Source organism: Nocardiopsis oceani (genome assembly GCF_054777395.1).
Genome location: NZ_BAAHAR010000012.1, coordinates 1 through 14888, shown reverse-complemented (window position 1 = coordinate 14888; position 14888 = coordinate 1). Strand labels below are relative to the sequence as shown.

Below are 14888 nucleotides of genomic sequence, written 5' to 3'. Positions count from 1 at the left end.
GCGGGCGGCCCGTTGGCGCCCGGTCAGTTGGCGTGCGGGGTCCCCTGCACCACCTTCAGAACCGGGGCCGGGGCGTCGGAGCCGACCGCCTCCTGCAGGGAGCTGTAACCCGAGGCGCGGACCAGCCGCGCCAAGCCGCGGTGGATCCGGCGGGGCCACAGCGGGCCGCCGTAGATCAGCCCGGTGTAACCCTGCACCAGGGTGGCACCCGCCCGGATGCGGTCCCACGCGTCACCGGGGGTCTCGATGCCGCCGACCGCGACCAGGGTCACCCGGTCACCCACCTTGGCGCGCAGGCGGCGCAGGACCTTGAGCGAACGCTCCTTGAGCGGGGCGCCCGACAGGCCGCCGGCACCGGCCGCCTCGACTTCGGTGCCGGAGGAGTCCAGCCCGGCGCGGGAGATCGTGGTGTTGGTGGCGATGATCCCGTCGAGCCCTTCTGCCAGCGCCAGGTCGGCGACGGCGTCCACGTCCTCGTCGGCCAGGTCCGGTGCGATCTTCACCAGCAGCGGCAGCTCGGAACGGCCCGCCTCGGTGAGAGCATCGCGGACCGCGGCGACCAGGGGGCGCAGCTGTTCCACACCCTGGAGGTTGCGCAGACCAGGGGTGTTGGGCGAGCTCACGTTGATGACCATGTAGTCGGCGTAAGGCGCCAGCCGCAGGGCGCTCAGCGCGTAGTCGGCGGGAGCCTCGTCCTCGGGGGTCACCTTGGTCTTGCCGATGTTGACCCCGACCACCGGACCACCGCTCTGGTGGTGCAGGCGCTCGGCGACCAGCGCGGAACCCTCGTTGTTGAAACCCATCCGGTTGACGATGGCGCGGTCGGCGACCAGCCGGAACAGGCGCGGTTTCGGGTTTCCGGGCTGCGGCTGAGCGGTGACGGTGCCCACCTCGACGTAACCGAAGCCAAGGGCGGCCAGCCCGCGAGGGCTCTCCGCGTTCTTGTCGAAACCGGCCGCCATGCCCAGCGGGCCGGGGAACTCCCGGCCCAGCGCGTGCACGGTCAGCTCGGGTTCCCTCGGCCCCAGGACCTTGCCCATCGCCTCGGCGGCGCCGGGAAGGGCGGTCACACCGCGCAGCGCGGCGAAGCTCAGCTTGTGGACCTTCTCCGCGTCCATGTGGCGCAGGACCGAGCTGAAGAGGATCTGGTAGAACACGGCTATCCGTTTCCGTCGCCCTCGCGCTCTGCGAGGAAGCGTTCGAGTTCCGCGCCGAGTTCGTCGGCGGTGGGCAGGCCCGCGTCGTCCTCGGTCAGCGGGGTGGGCCCACCGTCCTCGTCCGAACGCGAGGACATGATGTCGTCGTACTGGCGTTCCAGGTTGGCCACCACGCGCTGGATCTCCTCGGAGGCGGCGACCTGCTCCTCAATCTCCACGTCCGTGGCCCCGGCGACCTCCTCAAGCCCGCTCGTGGGCATGGCGAGGCCGGTGGCTCCGGCGACGTACTCGGAGGCGGCGATGGCCGCGCGCGGGTACGTGGACTGCGCCAGGTAGCTGGGCACGTGGATGGCGTAGCCGATGAAGTCGTGGCCGCTCTCCCCCAGGCGGAACTCCAGCAGCGAGGACGCGCTGCCGGGTACCTCGACGCGGCCGATCCACGGGGTGTGCCCCGCGACCAGCTCGGGCCGGGTCGAGTGCGGAGTGACCGTGACCGGCCGAGTGTGCGGCACCGCCATGGGGATGCCGTTGACGCTGATGGACAGCGAGACCGCGAACCGGTCGACCAGGTGCTCGGCGGCCGCGACGAAGGCCTCCCACTCGCGGTCCGGCTCCGGCCCGTGCAAGACGAGGAAGGGGTTCTCCTCGTCGTCGTGCATCCGGTACAGGGCGAGCTTGGGCGGGGTGTACTCGGTCCAGGTGTTCTCAACGAAGGTCATCGACGGCCTGCGGGAGCGGTAGTCCACCAGGCGGTCGGTGTCGAAGCTCGCGACCTCCTCGGCGGTGAACCGTTCGAACAGAGCCTCCGACATCTGGCGGCCCGCGTTACCGGCGTCAACGAAGCCGTCCAGGCAGACGAGCATTGCCAAGCCGGTGACATCGTCGAAGCCGGGATGGAGTTCGTACAGATCTGCGGGGTCACGCACCGGGTCTCGTCTCCAAAGCTGGTCGGGATCACAGGGCGAGCCGCCCACCCTGGCCTGACGGGGAAGTCCGGTATGGCCCCCTTCGGGTTCGGTGCGCCCTGCTTTTCCACAATACCGACCCGGGGCGGGTGGGACCGGCCCCCAACCCCCCAGACGTGACGACGGCCACACCAAAGGTCATGGCGGTGAGTGTTCGGAAAGGTGGTGACTGGACGCCGGGTCCGAGTGCGGGTGTCGCGGACGCCGGTGGACAGCGCGGAAGCGGGAGGGCGGGGTCCCGTAGTACCCGACGAACACCTGTCGGAGGGCCTCGGCCGAACCGAACCCGCAGCGGGCGGCCACCTCGGTGACGGAGAGGGCGGTGGACTCCAGCAGGTCGGCTGCGGCCTCGGCGCGGGCCCGGCGTACCAGGTGGCTGGGCGGGTGTCCGGTGTGGGCGAGGCAGAGACGGTGGAGGTGGCGTGTGCTCACCCCCGCCGCCCGGGCGAGCCCGGTCGCGGAGAGGTTGCCGTCCAGGTGGGTGCGGATATGCGCGAGTACGCCGCGTACCAGCGTGTCCTCCGGGTCGAGGGTGGTGAGCACGCTCATCTGCGCTTGGTTTCCGGGGCGCTGGAAGTAGGTGACGAGGATCCGCGAGACCAGGCGGGCCAGGGACGGCCCGTGGTCTTCGGCCACGAAGTCCAGGGTCAGGTCGAGCGCGCTGGTCACCCCGGCCGAGGTCGACACGGCGTCGTCGCGGACGAAGATCGGGGCCGGGTCGACGTTCACCCCGGGGTGGCGTTCGGCCAGCTCGCGGGCGAAGTGCCAGTGGGTGGTGGCGCGGCGGCCCTCCAACAGCCCGGCCGCGGCGAGCACACTCGACCCCGTGCACACGGAGGCCACCCGCCGGCTCTCCCGGGCCAGGCGACGCACGTGCGCGACCAGGCGCATGCTCCGTGCCGCGTGCCTGTGCCCCCAGCCGCCCGAGACCACCAGGGTGTCGAGCGGCCCGGTGAGGTCCTCGAGCGCCGCCTGGCTCTGTACGGTGAGGCCGGAGGAACAGCGCACCGGGCCGCCGCCCAGGGTCGCGAGGGTCGTCTCGTAGGACGATTCGCCGGACAGGAGGTCGTTGGTGGTGGCCAAGGTCGAGGTGACCGAAGAGATCTCCAACAGCTCCGCGTCGGAGTAGGCCACCACGACGACCCTGCGTGCAACCATCTCGCCGCCCCCCGGACGCGCCTGGGCTACGTCGACCTGGTCCGTTCGGACGGGTTTCCCAGGATTTCGGACCAACTCCAGGCTACGCCTGGCCCCCGGAACCGCATCGGCGAAGTCTGGTGGGCATGACGTCCACACCCAGGTCCCGGAACTCAGGCACACAGAACTCCAGTGCACAGGACTCCGGAAAGCGGGGCTCCGGAACACAGAACACCGGCGCACGGCGTGCGGGGGCATCGGCCCCGGACACGTCGGCGAGGACGGCGGCACCGACGCTGAGCGCCCCGGACACGCGGAGCACCACCACAGTCCTACTGGAGCGGTGGTGGCCGACCCTGATCGCAGCCACGGCCGCCGCCCTCACCGTCTCCGGTGGCGGGGACGGCGGGGGGCTGGTCTTCCTCCTGTTCACCCTGCCGGTCATGTACCTGGCCATCGCGGTCCTGGACCGGCCTTGGACCAGCTGGCCGACGGTGGTGTCGGTGGCCGCCCTCTACTTCCTGCTGGAGGGCGCGGGCGTGACGGCCTGGCCGGTCGTTCTCGGTTTGGGGGCCGTGCTGGTCGTGCTCGGACTGGCGGGTGGCGCACTGCGCCGCCCGGGTGTGTTCGCCCTCCAGACCCCGGCGCTCGTGGTGTTCGGCGGCGCCGGGATCCTCGCCCTGGCCGTATCCGCCCAGGCGGCGGTCGCGGTGGTGGCGCTCGGCCTGCTCGCGCACGCCGTATGGGACGCCGCGCACTGGTGGACCCGGAAGGTGATCTCCAAGTCCCTGGCCGAATGCTGCATGGTCTACGACACCACTGTCGGCGCCGCCATCTTGGTGTTCCTCCTGGTCCCGCCGTTCTGAGCCGGTACGGGCCCGGTCAGCTCTGCCCGGAGACGCGCAGTGCGCGCAGCCGGTTGAGGGTGGCGGCCACCTCGTGCCGGCGTGGTAGCGCGTAGTCGCCGCCGAAGCTGTCGCCGAGCAGGCTGACCCCCTTCTCGGCCAGGGCGGCCTCCAGGGAGTCCAGGGCCTCGGCCAGGGTGCGGGAGCCGTCGAGGTGTTGCCCGCTGACCAGCGCTCGCAGAGCCAGCCCCGCCCCGGTGATCTGGCCGGGGTCGACGAACTGTTCCACCGAGCGCACGTCGATGTCGCTCTCGCCGAAGACCAGCACGTCCATGTCCCGGCGCTTGAGTTTGCTCCTGCCCTTGCCGGTGCTGTCGCTGACCGACTCCGGGGCGACCACGCGGGCGCGCGGCAGGGCGAACTCGGCGTCCACGCGCTTGTGGGCCAGTTCCTGGGCGCGCTCAGTGACGTCGTGCGGGTGGTAGGCGTCCAACATGATCACCTGGTCGGCGACGTCGAAGTAGTCGCCGCTGCCGCCCATGACCAGGATCGTGGAGACCCGGTGCTCACGGTGCAGGGGACGCACCAGGTCGATGAAGGGCACGAGGGGTTCGCGGTCACCGTGCACCAGGGCCTGCATGCGGTCGTCGCGAATCATCAGGTTGGTGGCTGTGGAGTCCTCGTCCACCAGCAGGGTCCGGGAACCCGCCTCGACGGCCTCGCAGATATTGGCCGCCTGCGAGGTGGAACCGGACGCGTTCTCGGTACGGAAGTCGCTCGTGTCGGCCCCGGTGGGCAGGTTGCGCACGAAGGGGCTGACGTCGACCCGCTCCACGCGGCGCCCCTCCTCAGCGCGGATCTTGACCGCGTCGTCCCGGGTCACCACCAGTTCCCGGCCGTCACCGGGCACGTGGTCGTAGACCCCCCGCTCCAAAGCGTGCAGCAGGGTGGACTTGCCGTGGAAACCGCCGCCGACGATCAGGGTGATGCCCTCCGGCACCCCCATCCCCGTCACGGTGCCGCGGTGCGGCAACTCGAAGCTCACCCGCAGGCTCTCGGGCGAGTCGAAGGGCACGGTGCCCTCCCCGGCCATCGGTTCGTCGCTCACCCCGCTGCGGCGGGGCAGGATCGCCCCGTCGGCCACGAAGGCGGTCAGGTCCCGCTCAGTGAGCGCCGCGCGCAGGGCGACGGTGTCGGCCACGCTGTCCGCGAAGCCTTGCGCCTCCTTCTGGTCGATCTCGTCCCAGTCGAGGTCGTCGACCAGTTCCGGGACGGCGCCGCACAGTTCCCGCTCGGCGGTCCGGCCGTCGATCCGCCGACCGTGGCCAGGCAGGTCGATACCGATCCGCAGGTCGAGGGCGCCGTCCGCGGTGATCTGGCAGGAGGAGCGCGCGATGACCTCCTGGCCGCCGGTGTCGATCTTCAGCAGCGACCCCTTCAGCAGCCTGCGGGCGCGCCGTCCGAGGTAGTCGGCGGTGGCCCGGCGGCGCACCGGGTCGGCGTAGGCGCTGGCCGGGATACCGGCGTCGGGGCGCAGGATCCGGATCCGCGAGGGCGGCGCGAAGGGGTCGGCCTGCACGCGCTGCACGGTGAGCGTGAAGTCACCGAAGTCCCAGTCGCCCTTGAGCGACTTGTAGCGCCCGTAGGAGGCGCCCTGCATCTTCAGGAGCTCCGCAGAGAGCCGGGCCTCGTCGCGCTTGCCGCGGATCGGCTCGGGTTCGGGCTTGCTGCCTCCGCCGCTGCCGCCGCGGCCGCCACCGCCGCCGTACCGGCGTCCCTGGCCGCCGCTCCCGCGCTGTCCCGCCATCGGTTCCCCCTGTGTTGCTACAACTGCACTTCCCCGCCAGGTTAGGCCGTTCGAACGAATCCTGCTCCGGCCCTGTGGACCATCGGGTCCGCCCAGATCACAGGGGCTCCGGAGGGAGACATGCCACATGCGCGGAAGGTCTGCGCGCCCCGGTGCGTCCGTTGCCTGCCCTGTTCCCGCCAACTAGGTTGCAGGCACGTCCCCCGTGGAAGAGGAGTTCCGTATGAGCACTGTTCTGTTCGCCCCGGAAACCTTCAACCTCGCCGAGACGACGCGGGCCATCGAAGTGGCCCGGCGGTTGCGGGACCGGCACGAATGCGTGTTCGCCGGATACTCGGAGCGGTACGCGGGCCTGGTCGAGGAGGCGGGGTTCGAGTACCACCCGCTCACCCCCGAGCTCACCGACGAACAAGCGGACCAAGTCATCCGCTTCGACCAGGGTCGGAGCCTGAGCCACCCGTTCACGGAAGAGATGGTGCGGGCCCGGGTCGAGCGCGAAATGGAGTTGAACACCCTCCTGCGGCCGGCCGCGACCGTCATCGGCTCGACACTGAGCCAGCTTGTCTCCGCGCGGGCCAGCAGAATCCCCCTGGTGTACGTGAAACCGTTCGCCTATTCGTGGCCGCACCTGCGCCAGGCCCGTTCCATCCCGGTCCTGGACGGCGGGGGCCGCGTGGCGGAAGCAGTCAACGCAGGGTCGGCGGCGCTGCTCCGCGAGGCCGCCCGGTACACCTCGTACAAACCCGCGGGCTTCCAGAAGGTCGCCCGGGCGTACGGCGTGGAACTGCCCCGCAAAACTGTCGAGGCGCTGGACGGGGACGTCAACCTCGTCGCGTCGATCTCCGGCTACCTGCACCGCTACCTGCTCCCGCCGAACTACCACTGGGTGGGGCCGGTCTACGCGCGCCTCGACCTCGAGGTCCCGCCAGGGGTCTTCCAGCTGGTCGACGCGGCCAAACGTGAGCACCGGCCGGTGATCTACTTCGCCATGGGCAGCTCCGCCAACCGGGACCTGGTGCTCCGGGTCCTGGGTGAGCTCTCCCGGCTGCCGGTGACCGTCGTCGCGCCGGTCTCCCGATATCTGGACGCGGGCGACCGGGAACGCCTCGGCCCCCACGTGCACGTGTTCGACCTGCTCCCGGCGCACAAGCTGGGTGACCTCATCGACGCCTCGGTCATCCACGGCGGTGAGGGCACCGTGCAGACCGCCGTGGCCTCGGGGAAGCCGTTCGTGGGGATCGGCCTGCAACTGGAGCAGCGGTGGAACGTCGACGACTGCGTCCGGTTCGGCAACGCCGTGGGCCTGAGCCCCGCCAAAGCCGGGGGCGAGCGGCTGCGCTGGGCGTTCGAGACCGTCCTGCGCGATCCGTATACGCGCTCCCGAGCTCAGGAACTCCAGCGCCGCCTAGCCGGAGTCGACGGGGCCGCGGCGGCCGCGGACCACATCCACTCCCTGGTCACGGGGGCCAGGGGGTGAGGGTGCCCACCTCGTGGACGCGCGGGAGAGCTCCAGTGAGGGCGGACCGCGCGGCGGCGAGGACGCCCTCGGAGATCTCCCCGTCGGTGAGCCAGCGGGTGCCGCCGTTGTGGCGTTGGTAGCCCAGAACCGCTTGGTGGGTGGGCAGGTCCAGCACGGGCGGCGGCAAGGTGGTCAGCGGGTTGCGGGAGGCGCTCCCCCACACTTCCACCACCACGGCCCGCTTCGACAGCAGTGGTTCCACCGCGGTCAGGACCCGTTCGCGGTGGGGTGTGTGCACCCAGGCCACCAGCAGGTCGAAAGGGGCGGGTTCGTGGGCGCTCCCAGTCGTGGTTCCGGTTGCGCGGACCGCTTCCGTGAGCGCACCGGGATCACCCCACTCCGAGCGGACCCAGCGAACCCCTCTGGGCGGCGCCCGCCACGGGTTGCGGCTGGGCACCACCAGCTCCCAGCCGAGTCCGGCCAGCCCTCGCACGGCACCGGACAGCATCCCCGTGCCGCCGATCACCAGTGCGCGTCCGCGCAGCCCGTCCAAGGCGTCGACGGGGTCAGCGTGAGTGTCGTTCATAACGCCCACGGTGCAACCCCGAGTCCACTTGAGGTCAAGGGGGACGGTGCCTGGGATTTCCACCACGGGGAGAGTCGGGGAGGCAGTTGAAGGTGGAGGCCGATCTGCCTGGCATTCCACCTCGTGCCTCGGGGGCTGGGGCGGGCCCGCCCCGACCCCCGAGGTGGCCGACCGTCCGGGAAGGAGGAACCCGTACCGGCCGACCGAGGTGGCCACAGCCCGCCCGGCAGGCAAGGGGGAACCCCCGGGAGGCGTGCCCCGGCACCTCCGAGGAGGGGGCGGAAGTGCCGTGGAACCATTCTTACCGAACTCGAGGCGCCCGCGGGCGAAAACCGGAGGAGTTCCTTGAGGCTCCCTGAGCACAAATGCCCCCAACGACCCCGAAACCGGACCCCAAAACTTCATGGGAATTCCGGCCACAACCGCACTCGTACCATCGAAAAGCCGGACCGAGCCCGACCGACAAAAAGGCCTCACCCGGACTGCTCCTGGGTGAGGCCTCTTGACCGCGCTCGGTCTGCCCGAAGAATGCGGTGCCCAATGGGGCACCCCGTGCCTCGGGGGCTGGGGCGGGCCCGCCCCGGCCCCCGAGGTGGCCGACCGTCCGGGAAGGAGGAACCCGTACCGGCCGACCGAGGTGGCCACGACCCGCCCGGCAGGCAAGGGGGAACCCCCGGGAGGCGTGCCCCGGCACTTCCGGGGAGGGGTCGGAAGTGCCGTGGAACCATTCTTACCGGATCCGCAGCCGCTGCGCGTGGGAAATCAAGATTTCGTCGGGATTCGCTTTCTGGCCAACGGAACGAATCAGACCATAGCCGCCCGGAACGCTCGGTCGTGATCGTCGACGGGGCCATCCTCGAGGTCGCCGACGAACACTGCGACTGCCCGACCGCCCTTCTCCTCGATCTCCGCGGCCAGCCTCTTCCACTCCACGAGGTTGGGGTGCTGGAACTCGGTGCAGGCCTCCGCAGGGGCCAAGGCCGCCATCGCCGCGGCCAAGCGGCCCGGGGTGAGTTCGTAAGTGGCGGTGCCGGATGTGTGGCCGCACTCGATCGCCAGGACGATGGCGGGCAGAGGGCTCGTACCGACATTGGTCAGCCCGAATGCCGTCTCGCCGTCACGGTGCACACCAACCCCGTAGGCCGCGGGGCGCACCCAGCCGGCGTGCCCCGCCTCCAAGCGCTCACGGGCCGCGTGGATCTCTTCCTTGGTGACCCACTGCTCCACGGCCGACCCCCTCGGCCCGATGCTCGGGTTCAGGTTGCCGGTGGCGAAGGTGACGGCGTCGCCGCCGATCATGACGCGGTCTCCGACCAGGCGCAGGTCCAGGTCGCCGCCGCGTGCCGAGGCCTGGTGTGCGGTGAGTTCGGTACGGCCGAGGCGCTCGGCCCAGAAGGGGGTCAGAACGGTGTGCGCGCTGCCGGTCACCGGGTCTTCGGACACCCCGACGCCGGGGGCGAAGAACCGGGAGACGATGTCGTAGGCGCGACCTCCGCGGGAACCGGTGGCCGTGTCCCCGCCGCGGGCTGTGACGATGACCCCGCGCGCCGGGATGGCGGTCAGTGCGCGCTGGTCCGGAGAGAGGGACCGGACGGTGACCTCGTCTGCCACCTCGACCAGCAGGTCGTTGGTTCCGCCACGGCCGACCCACAACGGTTCGGCGCCCAAAGCCTCCGCCAACCCTGCGGGAACCTCCTCCCGCACGGCCGGGCGGGCCGGGAAGTCCATCCAGAGCCTGCCGTCCCGGAGCTCCACGGTGAGGACCCCGCTGCGGGTACTGAATCGGATCGGCCCTTCCACACCCTGCTCGGTGAGGGCGTGCGCGGTGGCCAGGGTCGCGTGTCCGCACAGGTCGACCTCGACCTCGGGGGTGAACCAGCGCAGCTCGAAGTCGGCTTCGGCGCTCTCGATCCGACGGGCGAAGGCGGTCTCGGAGAGGTTGAACTCGGCGGCGATGCCCTGGGCCCAGGCGTCGTCGTAGGGTTCGTCCACGACGAGGACGGCTGCGGGGTTCCCGGACAAGGGCTGGCTGGTGAAGGCGTCGACGACGCGGTACTCGGGCATGGGTCCATTCTGCCGGGGAAACTGAAGCAACCAAGGTCCGATCCGGAGTGGATTGGAGCTATTCGCGAGGTCGGCGCCCCAACCGGTCGGCCCCTCCTGCTCGCAGGACCCCTTCTACTGGCAGGACCCCTCTACTGCAGGTGGGGTTCGTCCAGAATGAACATGGTCTGGGTGCTCTTGACCTCGGGCAGGCGTTGGAGCCGTTCCAGGACGAAGGTGCGCAGGGCCGCGGCGTCGGCCACCCGGACGAGCAGGAGGAGGTCGACGTCGCCGGACACCAAGGCGGCGTGGTCGACTTCGGGGATGTCCCGCAGGTACTCACGGAACTTCTCCCAGGAGTGCTGCTCTATCCGCACGGAGACGTAGGCGGAGAGCGCCGTGCCGTACTTCTCGGGGTCGATGACGGCCGAGAAGCCCCGGATCACCCCCTCGTCGCGCAGACGTTCGAGGCGGGAGTAGGCGTTGGCCCGGGAGATGTGCGCACGCTCGGCGACGGCACGGATCGACATCCGGCCGTCGTCACACAGGAGAGCTATGATGCGACGGTCGGTGTCGTCCAGCTGCACGGCCATGTGTCTTACCTCATACCGTCCGCATGGTGGACAAGTTAGATGATGTGTCACTCAGATCCGATTACCGAACAGTTCGTCCAGCATCGACGTAGAGCCATCGACAATATGGGGTGATTCGCCGCATATTCAAGACATGAAGCACACCGATGAGCGATCTCGTCCGGTTCCTCCTCTGCCCTCCCAGGAGCCGGTGCGCTTGGTGGACCGGCACGGCCGACGTCATGAACACTCCTCGTTCTCCACTCCCGACCACGCCGTACTCGCCGAGCTCCACCGGGCCATGGTCATCGGACGCCGCTTCAACGAGCAGGCCAGCACCCTCGCCCGACAGGGCCGCCTCGCTGTGTACCCGTCCTCAATGGGACAGGAAGCAGCCCAGGTCGGCGGGGTGCTGGCACTGTCCGAACGGGACTGGCTCTTCCCCAGCTACCGCGACAGCGTCGCCATGGTCACGCACGGCGTGGACCCGGTAGAGACGCTCACCCTCTTCCGGGGCGACTGGCATTCCGGCTACGACCCGAACCGCAACCGGTGCGCGCCCCAGTGCACGCCGCTGGCCACCAACGCCTCCCACGCGGTCGGCCTGACCTACGCCGCCCGCAGAAAGGGCCACGACGTGGCCGCCCTGGTCTTGATGGGCGACGGCGCCACGAGTGAGGGCGATGCCCACGAGGCCTACAATTTCGCGGCCGTGTGGAACACCCCCGTGGTGTTCCTGGTCCAGAACAACCACTGGGCCATCAGCGTTCCGGTGCACAAGCAGAGCGCGGCGCCCACTCTGGCGCACAAGGCCGTCGGCTACGGCATGCGCGGATACAACGTGGACGGCAACGACGCGGCGGCGGTGCACGCCGTGGTCGGGCACGCCCTGGCGGAAGCGCGCGGCGGGGGCGGACCCGCCATCGTCGAGGCGCTGACCTACCGGATCGACCCGCACACCAACTCCGACGCCCCGCAGCGCTACCGGGACGCTGCCGAGGTGGAGTACTGGAGCGAACGGGACCCGCTGGCGCGGATGGAGGCCCTGTTGCGCAACGAGCAGATCGTCGACGACGGCCTCCTGGAGATCTACGAGCGCGACGGCCAACGCGTCGCCACCGCGGTCCGCGAACGGATGGCCGGTGCGGACAGACTCGACCCGGACTCCCTCTTCACCGATGTGTACGCGGCGGTACCGGAGTCCCTGGAACGGCAGCGGCGGGACCTGGCCGCCGAAGTCGCGGAGGCCGAGCAGACCGGACAGTCTGCGCAGATCGAGCAGGCCGAGGAAGAGTCGGCGCGCCGGGAACTCCGGGGGGTGTGAGGCGATGGCACACGCGTCCCCCAGCCCCGCATCCTCCGAGGCCTCCCTGACGGTGCCCGCCCCCGCGCCCGCCACGGGGATGAGCGGAACGCCCGAGGCACCCGAGGTCACCATGGGCGCCGCGCTCAACCACGCCCTGCACGACGCCATGGCCGAGGATCCCGACGTGGTGGTCTACGGGGAGGACGTCGGTCCGCTGGGCGGTGTCTTCCGTGTCACGGACGGACTGACCGCCGAGTTCGGTGAGGAGCGCTGTTTCGACTCCCCGCTGGCCGAGTCCGGGATCGTGGGCACCGCGATCGGCATGGCCATGTACGGGATGCGTCCCGTGGTGGAGATGCAGTTCGACGCCTTCGCCTACCCCGCCTTCGAGCAGGTGGTCTCCCACCTGGCCAAGATGCGCAACCGGACGCGGGGGGCGGTGACACTGCCGGTGGTGATCCGGGTGCCGTACGGCGGCGGTATCGGCGGGGTGGAACACCACAGCGACTCCTCCGAGGCCTATTACACGCACACGCCCGGACTGCGCGTGGTTACCCCAGGGACCCCCGCCGACGCCTACTCCATGATGCGCGAGGCGATCGCCTGCGACGATCCCGTGGTCTTCCTGGAGCCGAAGCGGCGCTATTGGGCTAAGCAGTCCGTGGAACTCCCGGTGCGCACCGAGCCGATGGAGCGGTCCGTGGTGCGCCGCCCCGGGGCGGACGTGACGCTCATCGCCTACGGACCGATGGTCGAGACCGCGTTGGAGGCGGCCGGGGAGGCAGCTGGGGAACCGGACAGAGAGATGGCTGGGAAGGCAGTCGACGGGGGACACGGCATCGACGTCGAGGTCGTGGACCTGCGCCAGTTGGCGCCGTTCGACGACGAAACCGTCACCGCTTCGGTCCGCCGTACCGGGCGTGCGGTGGTGGTGCACGAAGCATCGGTCTTCGGTGGATACGGCGCCGAGGTCGCGGCGCGCGTCACCGAGCAGTGCTTCCACTACCTGGAGGCCCCGGTACTGCGGGTCGGCGGGCTAGACGTCCCCTATCCCCCGCCGAAGCTGGAGGAGCACCACCTACCCGGGGTCGACCGGATTCTGGCGGCCTTCGACCGCCTCCAGTGGGAGTCCGAGTGGGTGGAGGGCCGGTGAGCACGTTCGAACTCCCCGACCTGGGTGAAGGCCTGACCGAAGCCGAGATCGTGTCCTGGCTGGTCACGGAGGGCGAGGAGATCGCCGTCGACCAAGCCGTGGTGGAGGTGGAAACCGCCAAGGCTTCGGTGGAGGTCCCCTGCCCCTTCAGCGGCACCGTCACCCGACTCCATGGCGCGGAAGGTGAGGTGGTCGCGGTCGGCGCACCCCTCATCACGGTCACGAGCGGTCCGGATGCTGGGGCGAGCTCGCGTGACGAACGTGGAATACGGGATACTCGAACCACCGTGCCCGACGCACGGGACGGCCCCGACCCCGCGGGCGGCAACGGCGCCGCCGACAGCGAAGCGGGTTCCGGCGCGGTCCTCGTGGGTTACGGCACGGCTTGGGGCACGCGGTCCAAGCGCCGCGGTGCCCCCAGGGCGGGCGGGCCGCCCGGGTCAACGGCGACCAGCGGCGGCCCGCCCACCAACCCTGCTGCACCACTGGGCGGAAGCCCGGGTGTGCCCCCTTCCCGGTCCGGAGCCGGGACCGGGGTAGAGGCCGAGACCGGTGCGGGGCCGACCCGGGTGGTGTCACCCCTGGTACGCCGCCTGGCACGGGAGAACGGGATCGACATCACCGCGCTGCACGGCAGTGGGGAGGGCGGTCTGATCCTGCGCCGCGACGTCGAGCCGCTGATCGGCGCCCCGGCCGCGGGTACGGCCGCGGGTACGGTCACGGGTACGGCCACGGGTGCGGTCACGGGTACGGCCACGGGTGCGTTTGAACAGGAAGGGCCATCCGGGAAGGAAGGCACAACCGAGGCACCCGGGGAACCTGGGAAGTCCGAGGGGCCCGGGGAACCTGGGAAGTCCGAGGGGCCCGGGGAGCCTGGGACGCACCGGTCGCCACTGCGTGGGGCGCACCGGGTCATGGCCGAACACCTGTCGCGGTCACGGCGGGAGATCCCTGAGGCGACGGTGTGGGTAGACGTCGACGCTACCGGGATGCTGGACCTGCGCAGGGAACTCAACGATGCCGCACCGGACCGCCCGGTGAGCGTGCTGGGGCTAGTGGCGCGGTTTGCCCTCCTCGGGCTGACCCGGTTTCCCGAACTCAACGCCCACTTCGATACCGCCCGTCAGGAGACCGTCCGCTTCGACGCCGTGCACTTGGGATTCGCCGCCCAGACCCCGAGGGGTCTCGTGGTCCCGGTACTGCGCGAGGCCCACACGCTCACCACCCGAGAACTCTCCTCCGCGCTGGGCGAGCACGCGGATGCCGCCCGGTCCGGCGAGACGGCCCCCGAGGACCTGCGCGGCGGAACGTTCACAGTGAACAACTACGGCGTGTTCGGCGTAGACGGGTCAGCCGCGATCATCCACCACCCGGAGGTGGCGATCTTGGGTGTGGGCCGTATCCTGCGCCGCCCCTGGGTGGTCGGCGATGACGTGGTGCCCCGCCCGATCACGGAACTCACCCTGACTTTCGACCACCGGGTGTGCGACGGAGGCGTCGCCGGCGGCTTCCTGCGCTGGGTCGCCGACTGCATGGAACGCCCCCACCTGCTGCTCGGGGATCTCTGACCCGTTCCGGGACCTCTGACCCGCGCGGGTACCTCTGACCCGCGCGAGGACCTCTGCCAGCCACTCATTGAGTGCTATTCCTTGGACACTGTGGTGAGCCTTGCCGTCGTGACCTCAGTTGGGTCGGCACATGTGGGGCACCGGTGGGCGGGGGTTTGTTGCTGGTGCGGGTTTCCCCGTTTCCTGCCGCTTGATGGTGGCCGTCTCCGCTGCGCGCGTCAAGGTCGTCGCCGTCGAAGCGCTGGCGCGCTATCGGAGGCGCTCCACCTTGACCCGCTTCGCTACGACGG

11 protein-coding genes and 1 pseudogene are annotated in these 14888 nt (G+C 70.5%); 5 read left to right on the top strand and 7 right to left on the bottom strand.

The annotated features are described in order from the left end of the window. Positions 1-23: 23 nt before the first annotated feature. The 3 genes from ACYVDG_RS08690 to ACYVDG_RS08680 all read right to left on the bottom strand — a co-directional run bounded on the left by ACYVDG_RS08690 (position 24) and on the right by ACYVDG_RS08680 (position 3280). On the bottom strand, positions 24-1163 hold the full coding sequence (locus ACYVDG_RS08690) for a quinone-dependent dihydroorotate dehydrogenase (RefSeq protein WP_460748257.1): 1140 nt from the start codon (positions 1161-1163) through the stop codon (positions 24-26). Continuing rightward, a complete protein-coding gene (locus ACYVDG_RS08685; protein WP_460747998.1) occupies positions 1160-2083 on the bottom strand; it encodes a proteasome assembly chaperone family protein in 924 nt (307 codons plus the stop codon). The genes ACYVDG_RS08690 and ACYVDG_RS08685 overlap by 4 nt, the downstream gene beginning before the upstream one ends. Positions 2084-2260: 177 nt before the next feature. Continuing rightward, positions 2261-3280: a GlxA family transcriptional regulator gene (locus tag ACYVDG_RS08680; protein ID WP_460747995.1), complete on the bottom strand. Its 1020-nt coding sequence runs from the start codon at positions 3278-3280 to the stop codon at positions 2261-2263. Between the two features lie 125 nt (positions 3281-3405). On the opposite strand from ACYVDG_RS08680, the gene ACYVDG_RS08675 reads away from it, so the two are divergent. After that, positions 3406-4125, top strand: coding sequence for a hypothetical protein (locus ACYVDG_RS08675; protein WP_460747993.1), 720 nt, complete (start codon positions 3406-3408; stop codon positions 4123-4125). Positions 4126-4141: 16 nt separating this feature from the next. Here the strand turns inward: ACYVDG_RS08675 and ACYVDG_RS08670 are convergent, their stop codons facing one another. After that, a complete protein-coding gene (locus ACYVDG_RS08670) occupies positions 4142-5911 on the bottom strand; it encodes an ABC-ATPase domain-containing protein (protein ID WP_460747989.1) in 1770 nt (589 codons plus the stop codon). 223 nt (positions 5912-6134) lie between these two features. Between ACYVDG_RS08670 and ACYVDG_RS08665 the strand changes: the two genes are divergently transcribed. After that, the gene (locus ACYVDG_RS08665) at positions 6135-7388 is read left to right on the top strand and encodes a glycosyltransferase (protein WP_460747985.1); all 1254 of its coding nucleotides are present in this window, start codon (positions 6135-6137) and stop codon (positions 7386-7388) included. Here the strand turns inward: ACYVDG_RS08665 and ACYVDG_RS08660 are convergent. From ACYVDG_RS08660 to ACYVDG_RS08650, 3 genes and pseudogenes are all read right to left on the bottom strand, one after another. After that, positions 7369-7956: a Rossmann-fold NAD(P)-binding domain-containing protein gene (locus tag ACYVDG_RS08660; RefSeq protein ID WP_460747981.1), complete on the bottom strand. Its 588-nt coding sequence runs from the start codon at positions 7954-7956 to the stop codon at positions 7369-7371. The two genes, ACYVDG_RS08665 and ACYVDG_RS08660, sit on opposite strands and share 20 nt — an antisense overlap. Positions 7957-9210: 1254 nt before the next feature. Further along, positions 9211-10020, bottom strand: a pseudogene (locus ACYVDG_RS08655) (PhzF family phenazine biosynthesis protein); the annotation flags it as partial. Between the two features lie 131 nt (positions 10021-10151). Beyond that, positions 10152-10592, bottom strand: coding sequence for an Lrp/AsnC family transcriptional regulator (locus tag ACYVDG_RS08650; protein ID WP_460747978.1), 441 nt, complete (start codon positions 10590-10592; stop codon positions 10152-10154). 133 nt (positions 10593-10725) lie between these two features. Here ACYVDG_RS08650 and ACYVDG_RS08645 point away from each other — a divergent pair, with 133 nt between their 5' ends. The 3 genes from ACYVDG_RS08645 to ACYVDG_RS08635 all read left to right on the top strand — a co-directional run bounded on the left by ACYVDG_RS08645 (position 10726) and on the right by ACYVDG_RS08635 (position 14598). Further along, positions 10726-11895, top strand: a complete 1170-nt coding sequence (locus ACYVDG_RS08645) for a thiamine pyrophosphate-dependent enzyme (RefSeq protein ID WP_460747975.1) — start codon at positions 10726-10728, stop codon at positions 11893-11895. A gap of 79 nt (positions 11896-11974) precedes the next feature. Further along, positions 11975-13030 (top strand): alpha-ketoacid dehydrogenase subunit beta, encoded by a 1056-nt coding sequence (locus ACYVDG_RS08640; RefSeq protein WP_460748255.1) that lies wholly within the window; start codon positions 11975-11977, stop codon positions 13028-13030. After that, positions 13027-14598: a dihydrolipoamide acetyltransferase family protein gene (locus ACYVDG_RS08635; RefSeq protein ID WP_460747971.1), complete on the top strand. Its 1572-nt coding sequence runs from the start codon at positions 13027-13029 to the stop codon at positions 14596-14598. Before ACYVDG_RS08640 ends, ACYVDG_RS08635 begins: the two co-directional genes overlap by 4 nt. Positions 14599-14888 lie beyond the last annotated feature (290 nt).